Raw genomic sequence first — 18,000 nt, forward strand, 5'->3', positions numbered from 1 at the left:
CCGTCATGCCAGCGACACGAGGCAGATCATCCCGACCAAGCCCGCGACCGACATCCAGATCCGCGGAGCGACCTGATCGTCGGTCCGCTCGCTGGCCGAGACCTGTCCCGCGGCACGCGTGCGGTAGATTTCCGAAGGGAAACGTCCGTCAAGCATGGTGTTCTCCTTCTGAGGATCGGCGTCCGGCAGACGTGGTCAGGATTCGGACCGCTCCTTACCTTTAAATATCGACCAACTTGGTCGTGTAAACAATTCTCTTTTGGGGCCTCGCAGAGAAAGCGTGTTCTTCGCGCCGCCCTCGCCAACCCTGCCGCATCCTCGGTCCGGATGCCGTGGAATCGACCATGACGGGAAGATTGCGCCCCCTGGCAGGCCACGCCCGCAGGCAGCCCCCGAGGTGCCGTTTCGGCAAACCTCCGCTGTCCGCGCCACCCGCGGCAGAAGTTTCAACCTCTTTTCGGCCGCATCTTTGGAATGGTCAGACGGGGCCTCATCCAACATTATACACGACAACATAGATCGATATTTAGGACACCACGATGCCGCAACAACTCATTGGAATCTCGGGAAGTCTTGGGCGCCCCTCCAAGACCCACGCCCTGGTGGGGGCGGTCGCGGCACGGGTCTCGGCCCAGTTCGGCACCGCGACCACCCTGCATGACCTTGACGCTTTCGGGCCCTCGCTCGGTCAGGCCCGCAGCCTGGCCGATCTGGCGCCCGAGGCGCGGGCGCTGGTCGATCGGGTGATCGCCGCCGATGCCCTGATCGTCGGCAGCCCGGTCTACAAGGGCAGTTATACCGGCCTGTTCAAGCATCTCTTCGACCTGCTCGAACCTGCCGCACTCGCCGGAAAGCCTGTGCTGCTGACGGCGACCGGGGGCGGGGACAAGCACGCGCTGGTGATCGAGCATCAGTTGCGTCCCCTCTTCGGCTTCTTCGAGGCGGTGACGCTGCCCACCGGCGTCTATGCCTCGACCGCCGATTTCACCGAGGGCCAGCCTGCCGCGCTGCCGCTGCTCGCCCGGATCGACCGGGCCGTGGCGCAGTTCACCCCTTGGCTGAGGCGACCCGTCACCGCCAACGCCGCCTGACATCCCTCACATTCCCGATGTTGCCAGCACGCCCTTGGCGTGACCGGCATCGGCTTGCCCGAAAGGACCCCGACCGTGACCCTGCATCAGACGTTCGACGCGCTGCGCGCGGGAAACATCCTGCCCGTGACCCCCCGTATCGGGGCCGAAATCCGCGACCTCCGCCTGTCGGCCGACCTGCCGCAGCCGGTGATCGATGCCCTGTGGCAGGCGCTTCTGCGCCACAAGGTGCTGTTCTTTCGCGGCCAGTCTCATCTGGACGACGCCGCGCAAGAGGCTTTCGCCCTGCGTCTCGGCGAGCTTGACCCCCATCCCACCCAGCCCGTCGTGGAGGGCTCGACGTCGATCCTCGAACTCGACTCGAGCCGGGGCGGCGGGCGGGCGGACCGGTGGCACACCGATGTCACCTTCGTCGCGGCCTATCCCAAGGCGTCGGTCCTGCGGGGCGTCGTCATCCCCGACCATGGCGGCGACACGATCTGGGCCAATACGGTGAGCGCCTATGCGGACCTGCCCGCGCCGCTCAAGGCCCTGGCTGACAGCCTTCGCGCGATCCATTCCAACGCCTACGACTATGCCGCCGACAGGCCCGCGGCGCGCGCGATCGACGTGACATACCATGCCGAGGTCTTTGCCTCGGCGGTGTTCGAGACCGAGCATCCGGTGGTCCGCGTCCACCCCGAAACCGGCGAGCGCAGCCTGCTGCTGGGCAGCTTCCTGCAGCGCTTCACCGGCCTGTCGCGCGAGGATTCGGCCAGGGTCTACGACCTGCTGCAGGCCCGCGTCACCGCCCCCGAAAACACCGTCCGCTGGCGCTGGCAGGCGGGCGACGTGGTGATCTGGGACAACCGCGCGACCCAGCATGTCGCGGTCAACGATTACGGCGACGCACACCGCGTCGTGCGGCGGGTGACGCTGGCCGGCGATGTGCCGGTCGGCCCCGATGGCCGCGCCAGCACCCCCCGAACCACCAACTGATCCTCCCGAAAGGACCCCTACCATGACCCAGACCCGCAAGATCCGCCTTGGCGCCTTCCTTCCCGGTGGCGGCCAGCACATCGCCGCCTGGCGCCACCCTGACAGCCCCGTCGACGGGGCGACCAGCTTCGACTTCCACGTCAAGCTGGCGCAAGAGGCCGAACGCGGCCTGTTCGACGCCTATTTCCTGGCCGACGGGCTCGCCATCGCGTTCGGCGCCGGGGTCGAGGGCGGCAATGCCAAGATCGCCGGGTTCGAGCCGGTGACGCTGTTCTCGGCGCTGGCCCCCCTGACCAAGAACCTCGGCTTCATCGCCACCGCATCGACCACCTACGAAGAGCCCTACAACCTCGCGCGCAAGTTCGCCTCGCTGGACCTGATCAGCGATGGCCGCGCCGGATGGAACGTGGTGACGACTGCGACGGAGGGGGCTGCGCATAACTTCAACCTCGACCAGCAGCACCCGCACGCCTTCCGCTATGCCCGCGCAGCCGAGCATGTCGATGTCGTCAAGAAACTGTGGGACAGTTTCGAGGATGACGCCTTCATCCGCAACAAGGCGTCGGGCCGGTTCTTCGACCCCGACAAGGTGCACGCGACCGACCACAAGGGCACGCATTTCAAGGTGAAGGGGCCGCTGAACGTCAGCCGGTCGCCCCAGGGCCATCCGGTCATCGTGCAGGCCGGGCAGTCCGAGGACGGCCGCGGGCTCGCGGCGGCGACGGCCGAGGTGATCTTCACCGCCCACCAGAAGCTCGAGACCGCGCAGGAGTTCTATCGCGACATCAAGGCCCGGGCCCGGGGCCTCGGGCGCAACCCCGACCACATCCTGATCATGCCCGGCGTCTCGCCCTTCGTCGGCCGGACGGAAGCCGAGGCGCGCGAGAAATACGAGCGCCTCACCAGCCTGATCCTGGAAGAGGACGGCATCGCGTTGATCAGGGGGCTGACGGGCGGCACGCTCGACCTGACGGGGGTGGACCTCGACGGGCCCCTGCCGCCGGTGCCTCCGACCGAGGGCATGAAGTCGCGCCAGGCCCTGATCCGGCAGATCGCGGACGAGAACGACTTCTCCATCCGCCAGCTCTATCAGTGGGTTGCGAGCGCCCGGGGGCATTTCACCGTGGTCGGCACGCCGACGCAGATCGTCGATACGCTGGAGACGTGGTTCACGAACGAAGGCGCCGACGGCTTCAACATCCTGCCGCCGTGGCTGCCGACCGGGCTGACCGATTTCGTGGACCTCGTGATCCCCGAGTTGCAGCGCCGCGGCCTGTTCCGCACCGCCTACGAAGGGCGGACCCTGCGCGAGAACCTCGGCCTGCCGTTCCCCGAAACCCGCTGGGCGGCCCTGCGCCGCACCACCCATGCCGCGGAGTAAGCCATGACCTACCAAAGCCTCGATGACTCCGCCCTCCCGGCCTCTGGGTCGGCCACCCCCGGCGCGGCCTTGCTGCGCCGCGGGGCGGCCGGTGCCGCCGTCGCGGTTCGCCGGTTCGGGCTGGTCGCCGCCTTTCTCGCCCTCTGGCAGGTCGGCTCGACCCACGGCTGGATCAATCCGACGATCTTCCCGCCGCTCGACAGGATCATCGCCGCCACCTGGACCGGCGTGGTCGGCGGGGCGCTTCTCGACGACATCGCGATCAGCGTGCAGCGGTCGGGCATCGCCTTTGCCGCCGCCGTCGCCGTCGCCGTCCCGCTTGGCCTGTTCATGGGCCAGATCCGCGCCCTCGAAGAGGCGCTGGACCCGATCCTGCAGTTCTTCCGCCAGACCTCGGCGCTCGCGCTCTATCCGGTGTTCATCCTGCTTCTGGGGCTGGGCGAGACGTCCAAGATCTTCGTGATCTTCTGGGCGACGCTGTTCCCGCTGCTCCTGGCGACCATCGGCGGGGTCAAGGAGGTGGACCGCAAGCTGATCGAGATGGCGGCCACCTTCGGCGCCTCGCGCCTGACGACGTTCCGCCGGGTCGTCCTGCCCGCCGCCGTGCCGGCGATCTTCGTCGGGCTGCGCCTGTCGGCGACGACGGCGCTGCTGCTGCTCATCGCGGCCGAGATGATCGGCGCGAACAAGGGCCTCGGGTTCCAGGTGATGAATGCCCAGTACAACTTCCAGATCCCGCAGATGTTCGCGGCGATCCTGCTGCTCGCGCTGCTCGGCCTGTCGGCCAACGCGGCCCTCGTCGCGCTGCAACGGCGGCTCTGCCGCTGGGCCGACGTGACGAACTGACCCCCTCCTCCCCTCTCGACGAAAGGACCACCTCCATGATCACCACCCTCCGCATCCTCGCGGCTTCGACCGCGCTGGCCCTCACCCTCTCGCCCGCCTGGGCCGATGTGAACCTCCGCTACCTCTCCAGCCAGGGCGGCCTGTCGGCCTTCGAGCTGGCCGACGAGCTTGGCTACTTCGACGGCACCGGCATCACCTTCGAGAATGTCGGCTACGCCCAGGGCGGCCCGGCATCGCTGGTGGCGCTGGCCGGGGGCAGCGTGGAAATCGGCTCGGCCGCGACGGCGGCCGTCCTGAACTCCATCGCCGCAGGCAACGATTTCGTCGCCGCCTATCCCTCGAACGGGATCAACGACGAGGCGCAGTCGGTGTTCTACGTGCGCGATGACAGCCCGATCAAAAGCGTCGCGGACATCGTCGGCAAGACCATCGCGGTCAACACGCTCGGCGCGCATCTCGACTATGTCGTGCGCGAGGCGCTGCACCAGAAGGGGCTGCCCGAAGACAGCGCCAACCTGATCGTCGTGCCGGGACCGCAACTGGAACAGGTCCTGCGCTCTGGCCAGGTCGATGTCTCGGCCTTCGGCTACTGGCAGACGACGTTCACCGGGGCGGCCCTGCGGAACGGCGGCCTGCGCGCGGTGTTCGACGATACCGACATCCTGGGCGAGATCGCGGGCGGCTTCGTCGTCCTGCGGCGCGACTGGATCGCGGCGCATCCCGAAGAGGCCCGGATCTTCGTCGAGCAATCCGCCCGGGCGCTGGACTACGCCCGCGACCACATCGCGGAAACGCGCCAGATCTTCGCCCGCGTCCTGGCCGAACGCGGCGAGAATGCCGACGTGGCGCAGTACTTTGCCGGCTACGGCGTGCGCAAGGGCGGGTTGGCGGTCGACCACGACATCCAGTTCTGGATCGACGTGCTGGAACGCGAGGGCGCCGTGAAGCCCGGCCAGCTCAAGGCCAAGGACATCCTTTACGTGACGGGCGACGCCCGACCCCAAACTGAGGCAAAGTCATGACTGTGGACGCATCCATCCGCCGCGGAGAGGTCAAGGTTCGTGCCCTCTCCAAATCCTTCGCGCTGAACGGCCAGCGCCTGAACGTGCTGCGCAACCTCTCGCTCGACATCCGGGGGGGAGAGGCGCTGGCCATCGTCGGCCCCTCGGGCTGCGGCAAGACCACGCTGCTGCGCGTGCTGGCGGGGCTGGAGACGCCCGACAGCGGCGGGGTGCTGATCGACGGGCAAGAGGTCAGGGGTGTCGGCACCGAACGGTCGATCATCTTCCAAGAGCCGCGCCTGCTGCCCTGGCTGACGGTTCTGGGCAACGTCTCCTTCGGCCTGACGGTCCGCGGCGTGCCCCGGGCCGAGGCCGAAGCGCGCGCCCGCCGTTACATCCAGCTCGTGGGCCTGGCCGAGTTCGCGGACGCCTATCCCCGCCAGCTGTCGGGCGGCATGGCGCAGCGGGTGGGCATCGCCCGCGCGCTTACCGTGCAGCCGGAAATCCTGCTGCTGGACGAACCGCTTGGCGCGCTCGATGCGATGACCAAGCTGACCATGCAGGAAGAGCTTGCCCGCATCTGGCGCGAGGAAGGCGTGACCCTGATCCTCGTCACCCATGACCTCGAGGAGGCGATCTATCTCGCCGACCGGGTGCTGGTCCTGCCGAAAGGGAAGGGCGCGGTGCCGCGGTTGATCGACGTCGACCTCGCACGCCCACGCGACCGCAGCGAACCCCGCTTCGTCGAGATGCGCCGCCGCCTGATGGCCGAGTTCGGGCTGCATTGACGGGTCAGGCCGGGATCGTGCGAGTGACCAGCGCCCGTCCCGGCCCCCTGCCGGTGAGACGAGCGCCACGCTGCCGGGACGAGCGTGCGCCGCCCGCCGGGGATCACGATGCTCGGAAGTTGGGATCGACGCGAAGGTCGACTCCGCCCTTATTCAGCCGCCTTGCGGATGATCCGGTAGGTCGTCCGCTCGCTGATGCCCAGCACCTGCGCCACCTTCTGGCGGTTGCCGCCGTAGCGATCGAGCAGCAGGTCGATGTAGCGGGCGCGCAGCTCCTCGGCGGTGGGCAGGTGGTCGAAGCTCAGCACCACGCCGCCCGGGGCCGGTCGCGCGCCCGGTGCGGGGCGCAGGCCGAGGTCGGCCGAGGTGATCTCGGGCGCGTCGGCGGACATGATCACGCCGCGGTCCACCGCATTGTGCAGCTCGCGCAGGTTCCCCGGCCAGTGGTGGCGCACCAGCGCGTCGATCGCCTCGGGGGCGAAGCGCTTGTCCACGTCGCGCTGGAAGCTGCGCGTCTCGAGCAGGTGGTGGGCGACCGCGGGGATGTCCTCGGGGCGGTCGCGCAGCGCCGGCGCGTGGACCTCGAGCGTCGAGAGCCGGTAGAACAGCTCGTCGCGGAACGTGCCCTCGGCCACCCGCGCCTTGAGGTCGGCCGAGGTCGTGGCGATCACCCGGATGTCCTGGCCGATGAACTGCGTCCCGCCGATCCGGCGCACCCGCCCCTGTTCGAGCAGCCGCAGCAGCGGCGCATAGATCGTCTCGGGCAGGCGCTCGATGTCGTTCAGCAGCAGCGTGCCGCCCTGCGCCTGGGCGAGGATGCCGCGGCCGACATGGCCCTGCCCCTCGCTGCCGAAGAGGTCGGCGGGCGTCAGGGTCGAATCGCAGTCCACCGCGACGAGCTGGCGACTGGCGCGGCCGCTGGTCGCGTGGATCACCTGGGCGATGGCGGATTTGCCGGTGCCGCCCTCGCCGGTGATCAGGATCGGGGCGGCGGCGTGGGCCACCAGCTCGATGGTGCGGCGCAGCGCGCCCATCACCGGGCTCTGGCCCAGCATCGCGTTCTGTCCGGGCGCGGCGCGGCTGCGCCAGAACTCCACATCGTCCTGCAGCCGGCGCACGGTGCAGATGCGGTCGAGCGCGCGGGCGAGGATCGGCAGCGGCGCGCCGGCCGGCAGATAGTCGGCCGCCCCGGCGCGGATCGCCTCAAGCGCCTCGTCCACCGACGGCTCGGCGGTCAGCACGATCACCCCGCAGCCGGGCGACAGCTCGGCCAGCAGCGCCGGCAGGTCGGGCAGCCCGGCGTCGAGCAGGATCGCGGCCGGGATCGCCTCGTCGATCAGCCGCTCGAGCGCGGGGCCGTCGGCGCCGCGGCGCACGGGATAGCCCGCCTCGGCCAGGGTCGCGGCGGCCGCGTCGAGGCGCGCACCACCGACGACCACGAGATCGGGGGCCGCAGGGGTCACGCAATCACCTGGTGCAGGCGCTTGCCGTGCGGGGCCGCGCGGCAGATGCGGCAGAGGTCAGGCGCCGCCGCCTCGGTCGCCGCCGTCACCGGCTCGTGGACCGAGACGCCGCACATCCGGCAGCGGAAATCGTGAAGCGGGATCGGTGCGGCTGCCTGGGCCATCGGCTCGACTCTCATCGCGGCGGGGGCACACATGTCCACGCATAACGCGCAGCCGGTGCACCGCTCTGCGGCCACAGTGTAGCGCAAGACTCCGCCCTCGCTGTCAAGCGCCAAGACCTCGTCGGGGCAGATCCTCAGGCAGGCGTCGCAGCCGATGCAGAGCGCGGGGTCGATGCGGGGGACGTGCCGGAACCGCGGCGCCGCGCCCGGCAGTGCCTGCAGCTCGCGCAGCGCGGCGGCGGGGTCGGCGGGGGCGGCGGCCTCGCCCGCGGTGGCGAAGCGGGCAAAGAGCCGGCGCCGCGCGGGGTCCACGGCGGCGCGGTCATCCAGTGCGGCGCGGGCCTCGGCGGGGGTGGCGGGGCGCAGCTCGATCCCCGCGCGGCCGCGGTCGGCGGCCAGAGCATTCAGCCGCGCGACCCGGTCGAACAGCGTCTCGGGCGGGCAGAGCGGACAGGCGGCGCAGTCGGGCGTGGCGACCGCGATCCGGTGCGGACCGGCGGCGAGGACCGCGTCGGACAGCCCGTGGATGCAGCGCGCCACCGCGGCGCGGGCGGCGCCCGGCCATTCGCGGCACATCGCCACCGCAGGGCCGGTGCCGCCCAGAGGGATGAGCACCTCGGGCGGCGGGGGCGCCAGCGCCAGCGCCTCCTGCGGGCAGGCGGCGACGCAGGCCCCGCAGCCGGTGCAGGCCTCGGCGAAGATGAAGATCTCGGTGCCGGCGGGGAAGATGGCGTCCTCGCGGCAGGCATCCTCGCAGGCCTGGCACGAGGATTCCTCGAGCCTCGCATGGGTGCAGCGCCCCTCGCGCACCGCGGGAACCGACCCCGCGGCGGATGCAGAGCCGGCGGGCGCCGGCCCGCCCGGTTCGGCCTCGCGCGGGGGGGCTACCAACTTTCGGCGACCCCGGGGATGAAGCGCTCGGGCTCGTCGGGGGTCACGGCCTGGGCCTGCGGCAGCGGCGCGACCGGCCCGCGGCGCACGCCCGAAACCTGCGCGATCAGCTCGCGCAGCCCTTCGAGGTAGGTCGCGGTCAGCAGCCCGCTGGCCGCGACCAGCGGCTCGGCCGCGCGGGCGGCGACGCGGCGGCCCCACTCGGGCACCCAGGGCAGCACGTGCAGGTCCATGAACCGGCCCGCATCGACGGCCGCCACCTGCGTCCCCTGACCCAGCAGATGCTGCACGAACTGCAACTCGTGGACGATGTTGTCGTCGCTGCGCCGCCGCCAGTCGGGGGTCGAGAGGCCGTAGTGCTCGTACCAGTCGCGGACCGCGAACATCGGTTCCTGCCGCTCGAGGCTTTCGACGGTCATCCAGACCGAGCCGTTGGGCGAGGCGCGCAGCCCGTGGGTGATGTGCACCTCGGCCCAGGCGGCGGCCACGAGGTCCATGTCGGCCTCGGTCGAGTCGTCGGGCAGCGCGTCGAGCGCCTCGGCCAGCGCGGCGGCGGCGGTCTGGCCGTCCTCGCCGGCGAGGATCGCGGCGAAGAGCGCGGGGGCCTCGGCCTCCTTGAGGCCGCGGACCAGCGCGGCGTCCGGCTCGCGGTCATGCAGGCGGATGATGAGGCCCAGCGCCTCGGCCGCCGCGGTCAGCGCCGCCTGCCCCTCGGCCGAGAGCTTCGCGGGTTCGGGGCGCGCGCTCTCGTCGGCGGGGCCGTGATGGTGGTGGTCGGCCCCGCAGCCGCAGTCGTGGGTCGCAGCCTTGGTCGTCTCAGCCATCCACACGGCCCTTGGAATGGGGGATGAAGACGATCGAGGGCTTCGTCAGGTCGGGGTCGGCCATCCCGCGGACCTGGCTCACCACCTGATCGTTCGGGCCGCGCGCCTTGGTCTGATAGGTGCCGTCCCTGAGTTGGTCGATCGGGCCGACGTCCAGCACCCGCATCATGCAGGCGCTGACGCAATAGGGCTTCCGCCCGGCCTCGAGCTCGTCGATGCACATGTTGCACTTGGCGACCACGTTGCGGTGCGGGTCGTACTGTGGCGCGCCGAAGGGACAGGCGGCCTCGCATTTCCGGCAGCCGATGCAGAGGGTCGAGTCGATGTCCACCACGCCGTTGTCGGCGCGCTTCCAGATCGCCCCGGTGGGGCAGGCCGGCAGGCACGCGGGCTCGGCGCAATGGTTGCAGGACATGTTGATCTTGAAGGCGAAGACGTTGGGGAAGATCCCGCCTTCCACATACTGCACCCGGCGGAAGCGCGGCCCGGCGTCCAGCCCGTTCTTGTCCTTGCAGGCGATCTCGCACGCCCGGCAGCCGATGCAGTCCACGTTGTTGTGGATGAAGCCCATCTGCATCTCGGGCACGACCGGCACATAGCGCTCGCGCTTGCGCCGGGCGGCGTTCTCCTTGATGCGCGCCTTGATGGCGGCGCGCTCTTCGGGGGTGGGCGGGGTGTGAACCCGGACGTCGCTGTTCGTTGCCATCGGTCGAGCCCCCCTCAGAGATCGCGGCGGAAGACGTGGCTGCGGGCGGTGGACAGCTGGTCCCAGCCCGGCCGGTGGATCAGGTCGCTCTTGGCAATATCCACGAGAACCGTGTTGTAGGCAAAGGCTCCGGCGGGCGACGGCTCGTCGAGCGTGAGGAAGTCGGGGTTGCCCGACCGGTCCACGCCGTTCGAATCGAGGTCCATCCACGCGCCCTCATGCAGCACCGCGACGCCGGGCATGCAGCGCTCGGTGACGTAGACCGGCGTGACCACCTTTCCGCGCTCGTTCCAGACCTCGATCGTGTCGCCGGTCTGGATGCCCAGGCGCTTGGCGTCCGCGGCATTCATCGTCGTCTCCTGGCTGAAGGTCTCGCGCAGCCAGGGGATGTTGTTGAAGATCGAGTGCGTGCGCCAGCGCGGGTGCGGGCTGATGAGGTGGAACGGATACTTGGCCGTCTTGGGGCTGTTCAGGCTTTCCCACGGCTCGATCCACTTCGGGATCGCCGGGATGTGATAGCCGTACTGGGTCCGCGTCCAGTCGGTGATCTGCGCGAGCTGACCCGAGAAGATCTCGATCTTGCCGGAGGCGGTCTGGAACGGCACCCCCTGCTCGATCTGCGCGCGGAAGGCGACATGCGGCTCGGGCAGGATGAACTTGTAGACGCCGCGCTTCTTGAACGTCTCCCAGCTCCAGTCGACGTGCTGGTGTTCCTGCACCTTGTGCCACCAGTCGACCAGATAGGCTTCGTCCACCTCGTCGGGGTCGTTGAAGTAGTTGCGGTTGGCCTTGGGGTTGTAGGCCTCGCCGAAGCCCAGCCGATAGGCCAGCTCGGTGAACACCTGAAAGTCGGTGCGGCTTTCGCCCATCGGCTGGATGACCACCGGGCGGTGGATGTAATAGTGCCCCTTGTACCACGGCAGGGCGACGTCGTGCCGCTCGAAGTGGGTGGCGATGGGCAGCAGGTAGTCGGCCCAGATCCCGGTCGGCGTGATGGTCGAGTCCATGCAGACGAGCAGGCTCTCGCCCTCGCCGTAGCTGTCGAGGCGGCGGATCGCCTCGATCTCCTTGTTGATGTTGGTGAGCTGGTTCAGCCAGTCCGAACCCTGCCAGAAGATGCCGCGGATGTTCGGCACCACCCCGTCCAGCTCGTCGCTGCGCGGCCATAGCCCCGCCTCTTCGCGCCGCACGTTGGGATAGTTGAGCACGATATGCGCCCAGCGGTCGGACTTGATCGAGGCCCACCAGAGGTTGGCGTTCTGGTCATAGGGATAGGCCACCGCCTCGGGGTGCCAGGCCTTGCCCACGCCCTCGGCACAGCCGCCGAGGATGCCGATGTTGCCGGTCATCGCCTGAAGGGCGGCGGCCATGCGGTTGTATTGCTCGCCATAGGCGTTGCGGCCCGGTGCCCAGCTCGCCTTCAGCGCGGCGGGCTTGGTCGTGGCGTACATCTCGGCCAGCTTGCGGATGTCGTCGGCGCTGACGCCGCAGATTTCGGCGGCCCATTCGGGCGTCTTGGGCGTGCCGTCATAGTCGCCGCGCAGATAGTCGCGGAAGTTCTCGTGCCCCTGCGCCCAGACCGGCATGGTGCCTGCGTCCATCCCCTGCACGAAGCGGTTGATGAACTCCTGATCGTGCAGGCCCATGTCGAAGATGTGGTAGGCCATGCCCGCCATCATCGCCGCATCGGTGTTCGGCTTGATCGGGATCCACCACGCATCATAGGCGGCGGCCGAGTCGGTGTACTGCGGATCGACCAGCACGAACTTGCAGCCGCGCTGCTTGGCCATCCGCATATAGTAGAACGTGTTGCCGCCGTGGAACGTGTAGGCCGGGTTCCACCCCCACATGATGATCAGCTTGCAGTGGGCGTAGGCGTCGTCCTCGTTGCCGTCCTCGATGGTGCCGAAGGTCATCCGGCTCGAGAACGTCGTCCCCTGGTAGGACGGCACCGACCACGAGTTGGTGCGGCAGCCGAACATCCCGAGGAAGCGGCCCAGCAGCCCCTCGATCTGGTCGGACTTGTGCAGCACCCCGTAGGACGCACCCGCGTAGGACTGGTCGAGCAGCGCGGTCGGGCCGTAGGTGGTCTTGAGGTGCACCATCCGCTCGGCGATCTCGCTCAGCGCCTGGTCCCACGAGATGCGCTTGAACTTGGCCTCGCCCCGCGCGCCCACGCGCTTCATCGGGTAGAGCAACCGCTCGGGCGAATAGAGGCGCGCGCGGTAGCTGCGGCCGCGCAGGCAGGCACGGACCTGCGGCTTTTCCTCGGTGTCGGTGCCGTAGGCGTCGCCCTGGTAGGTGCCGTTGTCGGTCGAGAGGCGGACGATCACGTCGCCCTTCTTGTGCGCGACGAGCATGTGGCGGCTGCCGCAGTTGTGCGCGCAGGACGTCACCACCGTCTCGAGCTCGTCGTCCTTGGGATAGGGCTCGTAGGCGAAGGCCTCGGCCCGGCGCGGCACGGACGGCAGCACGAGGGCGGTGGCGGCGGTGGCGGTCGCGGTCTGCAGGAACTGGCGCCGGGTCGGGGTCAGCGCGCGCGCCCAGGCGGCGGGGTCGAGCAGCGCGGTCAGCATCGGTCGGGTCATGGGTTGGTCCCCTTTCGGCTCAGTTGGCGGGGGCAGCGGCAGGCGCCGCCGCATCGGGCGAGGCGGGCGCCGGCGCGCCGGCACCGGGCATCGCCGGCGGCGCGTCGGGCGGGGTCGCCCCCGTCGAGGTGCCCGGGTTGTTCGGCGGCAGCCGCGCCTCATCGGTCACCGGGCTGCCGTCCGCCTGCGGGTCGAGCGGCGCCACGCCGGCATCGGGCGCGGTGGGCAGCGTCGGATCGGTCGGCGGCTGCGCGCCCATCACCGGCGCGGGCTCGGCCGGGCCGCCCGACGGCACGCCCGAGGCGCTCGGCGCGGCGGCGGCCTGTTCGCCCATCGGGTCGGTCGGCAGGGTGGCGGGGTTGACCGCCGGCCCCTCGTCCTCGTCCCAGCCGGGCGTCGGGTCCGAGTCGGGCATCCGCCAGGCGACGTCGCTGCGGGTTTGCCGGCCCAGCGCCCAGTCGGGTACCGTCTCGGTGTCCATCCCCGGCCACGCGGTCCGCGGATAGGGATACGAGGTGCGGAACCACGCCCGCCCGCCGTGGCAGCCATAGCAGGTGTCCGACCCGGCCTGCGCCAGATCCTCGATGCTCGCCGCGTTGAGATAGGTCACGTTGTGGCGGTTGGTGCGGAAGGTCTCGGCGTGGCAGGACAGGCAGCCGTTGGCCAGCGTCGGGTCGTCCGAGGTGGGGTCCTCCATGTCCGCGCGGACCTCGGGCCAGGGACCGCCCAGGCCCATGATGTTCACCGGGTCGGGCATCTGGCCGTGGCAGCGCAGGCAGGTCTCGGACGGGTTGACCATCTTGCGGTTGGTGAACTCGGGCTGCACGGGCGAGCTGAAGGCGTGCCGGCCGGGCATCATGTCCGGGCTTTCCTCGCGCGGGTCGTTGCCCTTGTGGCAGAAGTTGCAGGTGAGCTTCATCGTCGCCTTGGCGAAGTCGCTCTCCATGTGGCGCCAGTGGAAGTCCTGCTGGTCCTGCATGTAGGTGTCGAGCGTCTGGTACCACGCGATGGTGCTGTCGGCCCGCAGCCCGGCGGGGCTGGCGACGGCGACCTTGTGGTTCAGGATTTCCTTGTGACAGGCGAGGCATTCCGAGTCCGTCGCCGTGGCGATCGCGGGCTGGAAATGGATCGGGTGATAGCGGGCGCGCTGATAGTCCATGCCCGGCAGCGACGCCTTGAGCGCGGCGAGCTTCTCGCCGATGGCGGCGATCTCGGCGTCGGTCTCGCCGGGCGGGTCGCGGTGTTCGACCTGCACGATCTCGCCCTGCGGCAGCGCCGAGACTTCGGGGGCACCCTCGGGGCGGGCGACGCCGGCGTTCGGGGTCTCGCCGCCGGGCGAGAGCGTCTCGGGCGCCGGGTTCTCGGCCAGCGGCGGGGCGGTGCCCGGCGCGGTCTCGACGGCGACCTCGGCCCGGGCGGTGCCCGGCGCGACGCTGGCCGCGGGGGTGGTGGTCTCGGCATCCGCGGGGGCGGGCGTGGTCTGCGCCGGATCGACGGCGGCGGCCGGGGCCGGATTGGTCGCGGCGTCGGCCACGGCGGGCGCGGCAGGTGCGGCCTCGGCTGCGGCTGCGGGCGCGGACTCGGGGGCTGGCGCGGTGGCTGCGGTCGCCGCAGGGGCAGCAGCAGGGGCAGCAGCGGGCGCTGCGGCGTCAGCGGCGGCGGGCGGGTCGGCGGCGGCAGGCACGACCGGATTGTCGGACTGCTGGCCGAGCCACGCCACGAGCGCCTTGCGCTCTTCGGGTTTCTTGATCCCGGTAAAGCTCATCGTCGTGCCGGGCACGATGGTCTTGGGCGCGGCGAGATACTCCTCGAGCAGTTCCGGCGTCCACGGCTGGCCCGCCCGCTCCTGCATCGACTTGGAATACTTGAAGCCCTCGACCGAGGCGGCAGGGCGGTTGACCACGCCCCAGAGGTTGGGGCCGACCTTCTTGGCGCCGTCCTTGGTCACGGTGTGGCAGGTCGCGCAGAGCTTGAACAGCTTCTCGCCGTCCTGCGCGGCCAGCGGCGCGGGGTGGGCCAGCAACGCCGCCGCACCCAGAAACAGCAACCCCGCGCCCGTCGAGGGGCGGGTGGGAATAGGAAAGATGCGGCTGGCCGTGATCTGCTGGCGTGTCATCGTGGTGTCCCTGGCTGGGCAGGCGCAGCCCTGCCTCGTGCTGTGACCGGGCGGCGTGCGCCGCCCGGTCGATGCGTGCTGGGGTCAGTTCTTGGCGGTGGTGTACTGGGTGCAGGCCCAGGTCATGCCGGCCGGAGCTTCGCCGGCCATGCCGGACATGCCCGACATGCCACCCATGCCGCTCATCCCCGACATGCCGCCCATGCCCGACATCCCGGACATGCCACCCATGCCCGACATGCCGCTCATGCCGCCCATGCCGCTCATGCCGGACATGCCGCCCATGCCGTCCATGCCCGACATGCCACCCATGCCGCCCATGCCCGACATGCCGCTCATGCCACCCATACCGGACATGCCGCCCATGCCGTCCATGCCCGACATGCCACCCATGCCGCCCATGCCCGACACGCCGCTCATGCCGCCCATACCGGACATGCCGCTCATACCGCCCATACCGGACATGCCACCCATGCCGCCCATGCCGTCCATACCCGACATGCCACCCATGCCGCCCATGCCGTCCATACCCGACATGCCACCCATGCCGCCCATGCCCGACATACCGCTCATGCCACCCATGCCCGACATGCCACCCATGCCCGACATGCCGCCCATACCGGACATGCCGCCCATGCCCGACATCCCGGCCATGCCACCCATGCCGACCATCGCGGCAGCAGCGGTCGGCAGCAGGGTCCACTGGGTACAGGCCCAGCCGTCGTGGCCAGCCATGCCCGACATCCCGGACATCCCGGACATGCCACCCATGCCGGACATCCCCGACATGCCGCCCATGCCGGACATGCCGCTCATGCCACCCATGCCGGACATCGACTGCGCCGACGCCGCCGACGCGGCGGTGCACAGGGCCACGATCGCGATCTTCTTCACCAGGCTCATTTCCAGTCTCCCTTGAGGTTAAGTGTCGTCCCGTTCTCCGGGACAGTCATCGCGCGAGGCGATCCGTGTCCGCGCTGTGCCAGCCGCGGATGTCGTAAGGCCCCGGCATGCCGGGATTGCCAAAGAAGAAATGCCACATCCCGACATCGTCGAGGAATTGAAGCGAGGGCGGATAGGGCTTCGAGATCCCGTGCAGCGCCCGCTCGTACCAGGCCGAGGACTTGCGCACCGCGACGATGTGGGGCACCGCCGCCGGCCGGCGATCCGGCGCCAGCCCGGCGATGTAGCGCAGCGGCTGGACGGCCCCGACCTCGGGCGGTGGCGCCACGGCGGCGGGCGCGGGCACGGTCTGCGCCGCGGCGACCCCGGCCGCCCCGGCGGCCAGCGTGGCCGCGAAAAACAGAATTCGGATCGTGGTGCTGGCGGCGCGAGCCTGCTGGCGCATGACGACAACCCTTCGCTGTGGTTGGCTTGACGTTACCCTGCCCGACACGATGCGCTCGGGTAAACAGTCTCGTGATCGGGTTGATAAAGGAAAAATCGTGCGCCGGGCGCGACCGGACTGCCATTCTGTCAGGTCGGGCCGAAGCGCATCAAAACCCGTAACTTCTCGCCCGCTGACAGTTTGTCAGGCCGTGTCAGATCGGGCAGTCTGCGACATAACGCCACACTCGGCCGCGGCTTGCCGGCGCCCCCGCCGGGCCGCACCCTCGGCCGCGTTTCACCGCCCAGACCCCGAATCGGAGGCCCCATGCGCGACCAGATCGAAACCGCCATCGACGCGCTGCCGGACGCGGCGGGCTCTCCGGGCCGCTGGGTCGCCCGCGGCCTGATCCGCGTCGTCAGCCTCTCGGGCGGGGCCTCGGCCGGGGGGGCCGAGATCCCCGGCGCCACCGCCCGGCTGGTGGTCGAGCCGACCCTGCCCGAGGCCGAGCGCCCGACGCTCGAGGCCGCGCTGCAGGCGCTGCCGGGCACCCTGCCCGGCCTCGCCTCGGTCGAGATCGCCCATGCGACCGCCGTGCCCGACCTCGGCGGCGCGGCCCGCCCGGCCCCGCGCGAGCTGGCGGGCGTCGGTCACGTCATCGCCGTCGGCGCCGGCAAGGGCGGGGTCGGCAAGTCGAGCGTCGCGGTCAACCTTGCCGTCGGGCTGGGCCAGCGCGGGTTGCGGGTGGGGCTGCTCGACGCCGACATCTTCGGCCCCTCGGCGCACCGGATGCTGGGCGCGACGGGCCGCAACGTGGCGCGCGAGGACGCGCTGATCCCGCTCAGCGCGCACGGGGTGGCGCTGGTCTCGGCCGGCTCGCTCTTCCCGCCGGACTCGGCGCTGATCTGGCGCGGGCCGATCCTCGTCAACACCCTGCGGCAGATGCTGTTCGACGTGGCCTGGCCGGCGCTCGACGTGCTGGTGGTGGACCTGCCGCCGGGGACCGGCGACGTGGCGCTGACGCTCGCCCAGCAGGTCGACCTGACCGGGGCGATCGTGGTCACCACGCCGCAGGACATCTCGCTGATCGACACGCGCCGGGCGCTCGACCTCTTCGACCGGCTCGAGGTGCCGGTGCTGGGCGTGGTCGAGAACATGAGCACCCATGTTTGCAGCGCCTGCGGCCATGAAGAGGCGATCTTCAAGACCGGCGGCGGGGCGGCGCTGGCCGAGGCGACGGGGATCGAGTTCCTCGGCGCGCTGCCGCTCGACGGCGCGGTGTGCGAGGGCGGCGACGCGGGCGCGCCCTTCGTGCTCGAGGACGGGCCGGCGGGGCGGGCGATGGGCCGGGTCGTGGACCGGATCGCGGTGCTGCTGGGCGCGGTCTGAGCGGGGCGTATCGGGCCGCGGCGCGGCTCAGCGGGCGGCGCGTGGCCAACCGCCGCAGCGCCGGACCTTACTCGGCCACCTTGCGGACGAACTGGGACTTGAGCCCCATCTGCCCGATCCCCGGGATGCGGCAGTCGATGTCGTGGTCGCCCTCGACCAGCCGGATGCCCTTGACCTTGGTGCCGACCTTGACGACCGCCGACGAGCCCTTGACCTTCAGGTCCTTGATGACCGTCACCGTGTCCCCGTCGCGCAGCATGTTGCCGACGCTGTCGCGCACCTCGGGGGCCTCGGCGTCGCCCGCCCCGGGCTGCCACTCATGCCCGCACTCAGGACAGGCAAGCCCCGCGTCGAGCGCGTAGGTGAAGCTCGATCCACATTCGGGGCACGGAGGCAGGGCGTCGGTCATGCCTGCGCCTATAGCCCCCGCGGCCGGGCGAGGCCAGA

General features: G+C 70.5%; 17 protein-coding genes. 7 read left to right on the plus strand and 10 right to left on the minus strand.

Going from position 1 to position 18,000, the window contains the following annotated elements; genetic code table 11:
* Nucleotides 1-3: 3 nt before the first annotated feature.
* A complete protein-coding gene (locus HGN31_RS06585; RefSeq protein ID WP_168782714.1) occupies nt 4-156 on the minus strand; it encodes a hypothetical protein in 153 nt (50 codons plus the stop codon).
* A gap of 383 nt (nt 157-539) precedes the next feature.
* On the opposite strand from HGN31_RS06585, the gene msuE reads away from it, so the two are divergent.
* The 6 genes from msuE to HGN31_RS06615 all read left to right on the plus strand — a co-directional run bounded on the left by msuE (nt 540) and on the right by HGN31_RS06615 (nt 6,085).
* Entirely contained in the window at nt 540-1,091 is a 552-nt protein-coding gene (gene msuE, locus HGN31_RS06590; RefSeq protein ID WP_168782715.1) for an FMN reductase, read from the plus strand.
* Nucleotides 1,092-1,166: 75 nt separating this feature from the next.
* The gene (locus HGN31_RS06595) at nt 1,167-2,069 is read left to right on the plus strand and encodes a TauD/TfdA dioxygenase family protein (protein WP_244961163.1); all 903 of its coding nucleotides are present in this window, start codon (nt 1,167-1,169) and stop codon (nt 2,067-2,069) included.
* A 22-nt stretch (nt 2,070-2,091) separates the two neighbouring features.
* The gene (locus HGN31_RS06600) at nt 2,092-3,450 is read left to right on the plus strand and encodes an LLM class flavin-dependent oxidoreductase (RefSeq protein WP_168782716.1); all 1,359 of its coding nucleotides are present in this window, start codon (nt 2,092-2,094) and stop codon (nt 3,448-3,450) included.
* A gap of 3 nt (nt 3,451-3,453) precedes the next feature.
* Nucleotides 3,454-4,296 carry an ABC transporter permease gene (locus tag HGN31_RS06605; RefSeq protein ID WP_043131866.1) on the plus strand — a complete coding sequence of 281 codons (843 nt, stop codon included), beginning with the start codon at nt 3,454-3,456 and terminating at the stop codon, nt 4,294-4,296.
* A 35-nt stretch (nt 4,297-4,331) separates the two neighbouring features.
* Nucleotides 4,332-5,318, plus strand: a complete 987-nt coding sequence (locus HGN31_RS06610; protein ID WP_168782717.1) for an ABC transporter substrate-binding protein — start codon at nt 4,332-4,334, stop codon at nt 5,316-5,318.
* Nucleotides 5,315-6,085 carry an ABC transporter ATP-binding protein gene (locus HGN31_RS06615; protein WP_168782718.1) on the plus strand — a complete coding sequence of 257 codons (771 nt, stop codon included), beginning with the start codon at nt 5,315-5,317 and terminating at the stop codon, nt 6,083-6,085. The genes HGN31_RS06610 and HGN31_RS06615 overlap by 4 nt, the downstream gene beginning before the upstream one ends.
* A gap of 149 nt (nt 6,086-6,234) precedes the next feature.
* Here HGN31_RS06615 and HGN31_RS06620 read toward each other — a convergent pair whose 3' ends face one another.
* From HGN31_RS06620 to HGN31_RS06660, 8 genes are all read right to left on the minus strand, one after another.
* The gene (locus HGN31_RS06620) at nt 6,235-7,548 is read right to left on the minus strand and encodes a sigma-54-dependent transcriptional regulator (protein WP_052175053.1); all 1,314 of its coding nucleotides are present in this window, start codon (nt 7,546-7,548) and stop codon (nt 6,235-6,237) included.
* Nucleotides 7,545-8,603, minus strand: coding sequence for a 4Fe-4S binding protein (locus HGN31_RS06625; protein WP_168782719.1), 1,059 nt, complete (start codon nt 8,601-8,603; stop codon nt 7,545-7,547). The genes HGN31_RS06620 and HGN31_RS06625 overlap by 4 nt, the downstream gene beginning before the upstream one ends.
* A complete protein-coding gene (locus HGN31_RS06630; RefSeq protein ID WP_168782720.1) occupies nt 8,597-9,427 on the minus strand; it encodes a TorD/DmsD family molecular chaperone in 831 nt (276 codons plus the stop codon). Before HGN31_RS06630 ends, HGN31_RS06625 begins: the two co-directional genes overlap by 7 nt.
* A complete protein-coding gene (locus HGN31_RS06635; RefSeq protein WP_081962799.1) occupies nt 9,420-10,133 on the minus strand; it encodes a 4Fe-4S dicluster domain-containing protein in 714 nt (237 codons plus the stop codon). The genes HGN31_RS06630 and HGN31_RS06635 overlap by 8 nt, the downstream gene beginning before the upstream one ends.
* A 14-nt stretch (nt 10,134-10,147) precedes the next feature.
* A complete protein-coding gene (locus HGN31_RS06640; protein WP_197055247.1) occupies nt 10,148-12,721 on the minus strand; it encodes a molybdopterin-containing oxidoreductase family protein in 2,574 nt (857 codons plus the stop codon).
* A 19-nt stretch (nt 12,722-12,740) separates the two neighbouring features.
* Complete coding sequence (locus tag HGN31_RS06645) at nt 12,741-14,837, minus strand: c-type cytochrome (RefSeq protein WP_168782721.1); 2,097 nt, start codon at nt 14,835-14,837, stop codon at nt 12,741-12,743.
* Nucleotides 14,838-14,921: 84 nt separating this feature from the next.
* Nucleotides 14,922-15,740 carry a hypothetical protein gene (locus HGN31_RS16305; RefSeq protein ID WP_211096348.1) on the minus strand — a complete coding sequence of 273 codons (819 nt, stop codon included), beginning with the start codon at nt 15,738-15,740 and terminating at the stop codon, nt 14,922-14,924.
* Between the two features lie 46 nt (nt 15,741-15,786).
* On the minus strand, nt 15,787-16,185 hold the full coding sequence (locus HGN31_RS06660) for a hypothetical protein (protein WP_168782722.1): 399 nt from the start codon (nt 16,183-16,185) through the stop codon (nt 15,787-15,789).
* Nucleotides 16,186-16,491: 306 nt separating this feature from the next.
* On the opposite strand from HGN31_RS06660, the gene HGN31_RS06665 reads away from it, so the two are divergent.
* On the plus strand, nt 16,492-17,553 hold the full coding sequence (locus HGN31_RS06665) for an Mrp/NBP35 family ATP-binding protein (RefSeq protein ID WP_168782723.1): 1,062 nt from the start codon (nt 16,492-16,494) through the stop codon (nt 17,551-17,553).
* A gap of 67 nt (nt 17,554-17,620) precedes the next feature.
* Here HGN31_RS06665 and HGN31_RS06670 read toward each other — a convergent pair whose 3' ends face one another.
* Nucleotides 17,621-17,962, minus strand: a complete 342-nt coding sequence (locus tag HGN31_RS06670) for a zinc ribbon domain-containing protein YjdM (protein WP_168782724.1) — start codon at nt 17,960-17,962, stop codon at nt 17,621-17,623.
* Nucleotides 17,963-18,000 lie beyond the last annotated feature (38 nt).

Source organism: Paracoccus sanguinis (genome assembly GCF_012689545.1).
GTDB classification, from domain to species: Bacteria; Pseudomonadota; Alphaproteobacteria; order Rhodobacterales; family Rhodobacteraceae; genus Paracoccus; species Paracoccus panacisoli.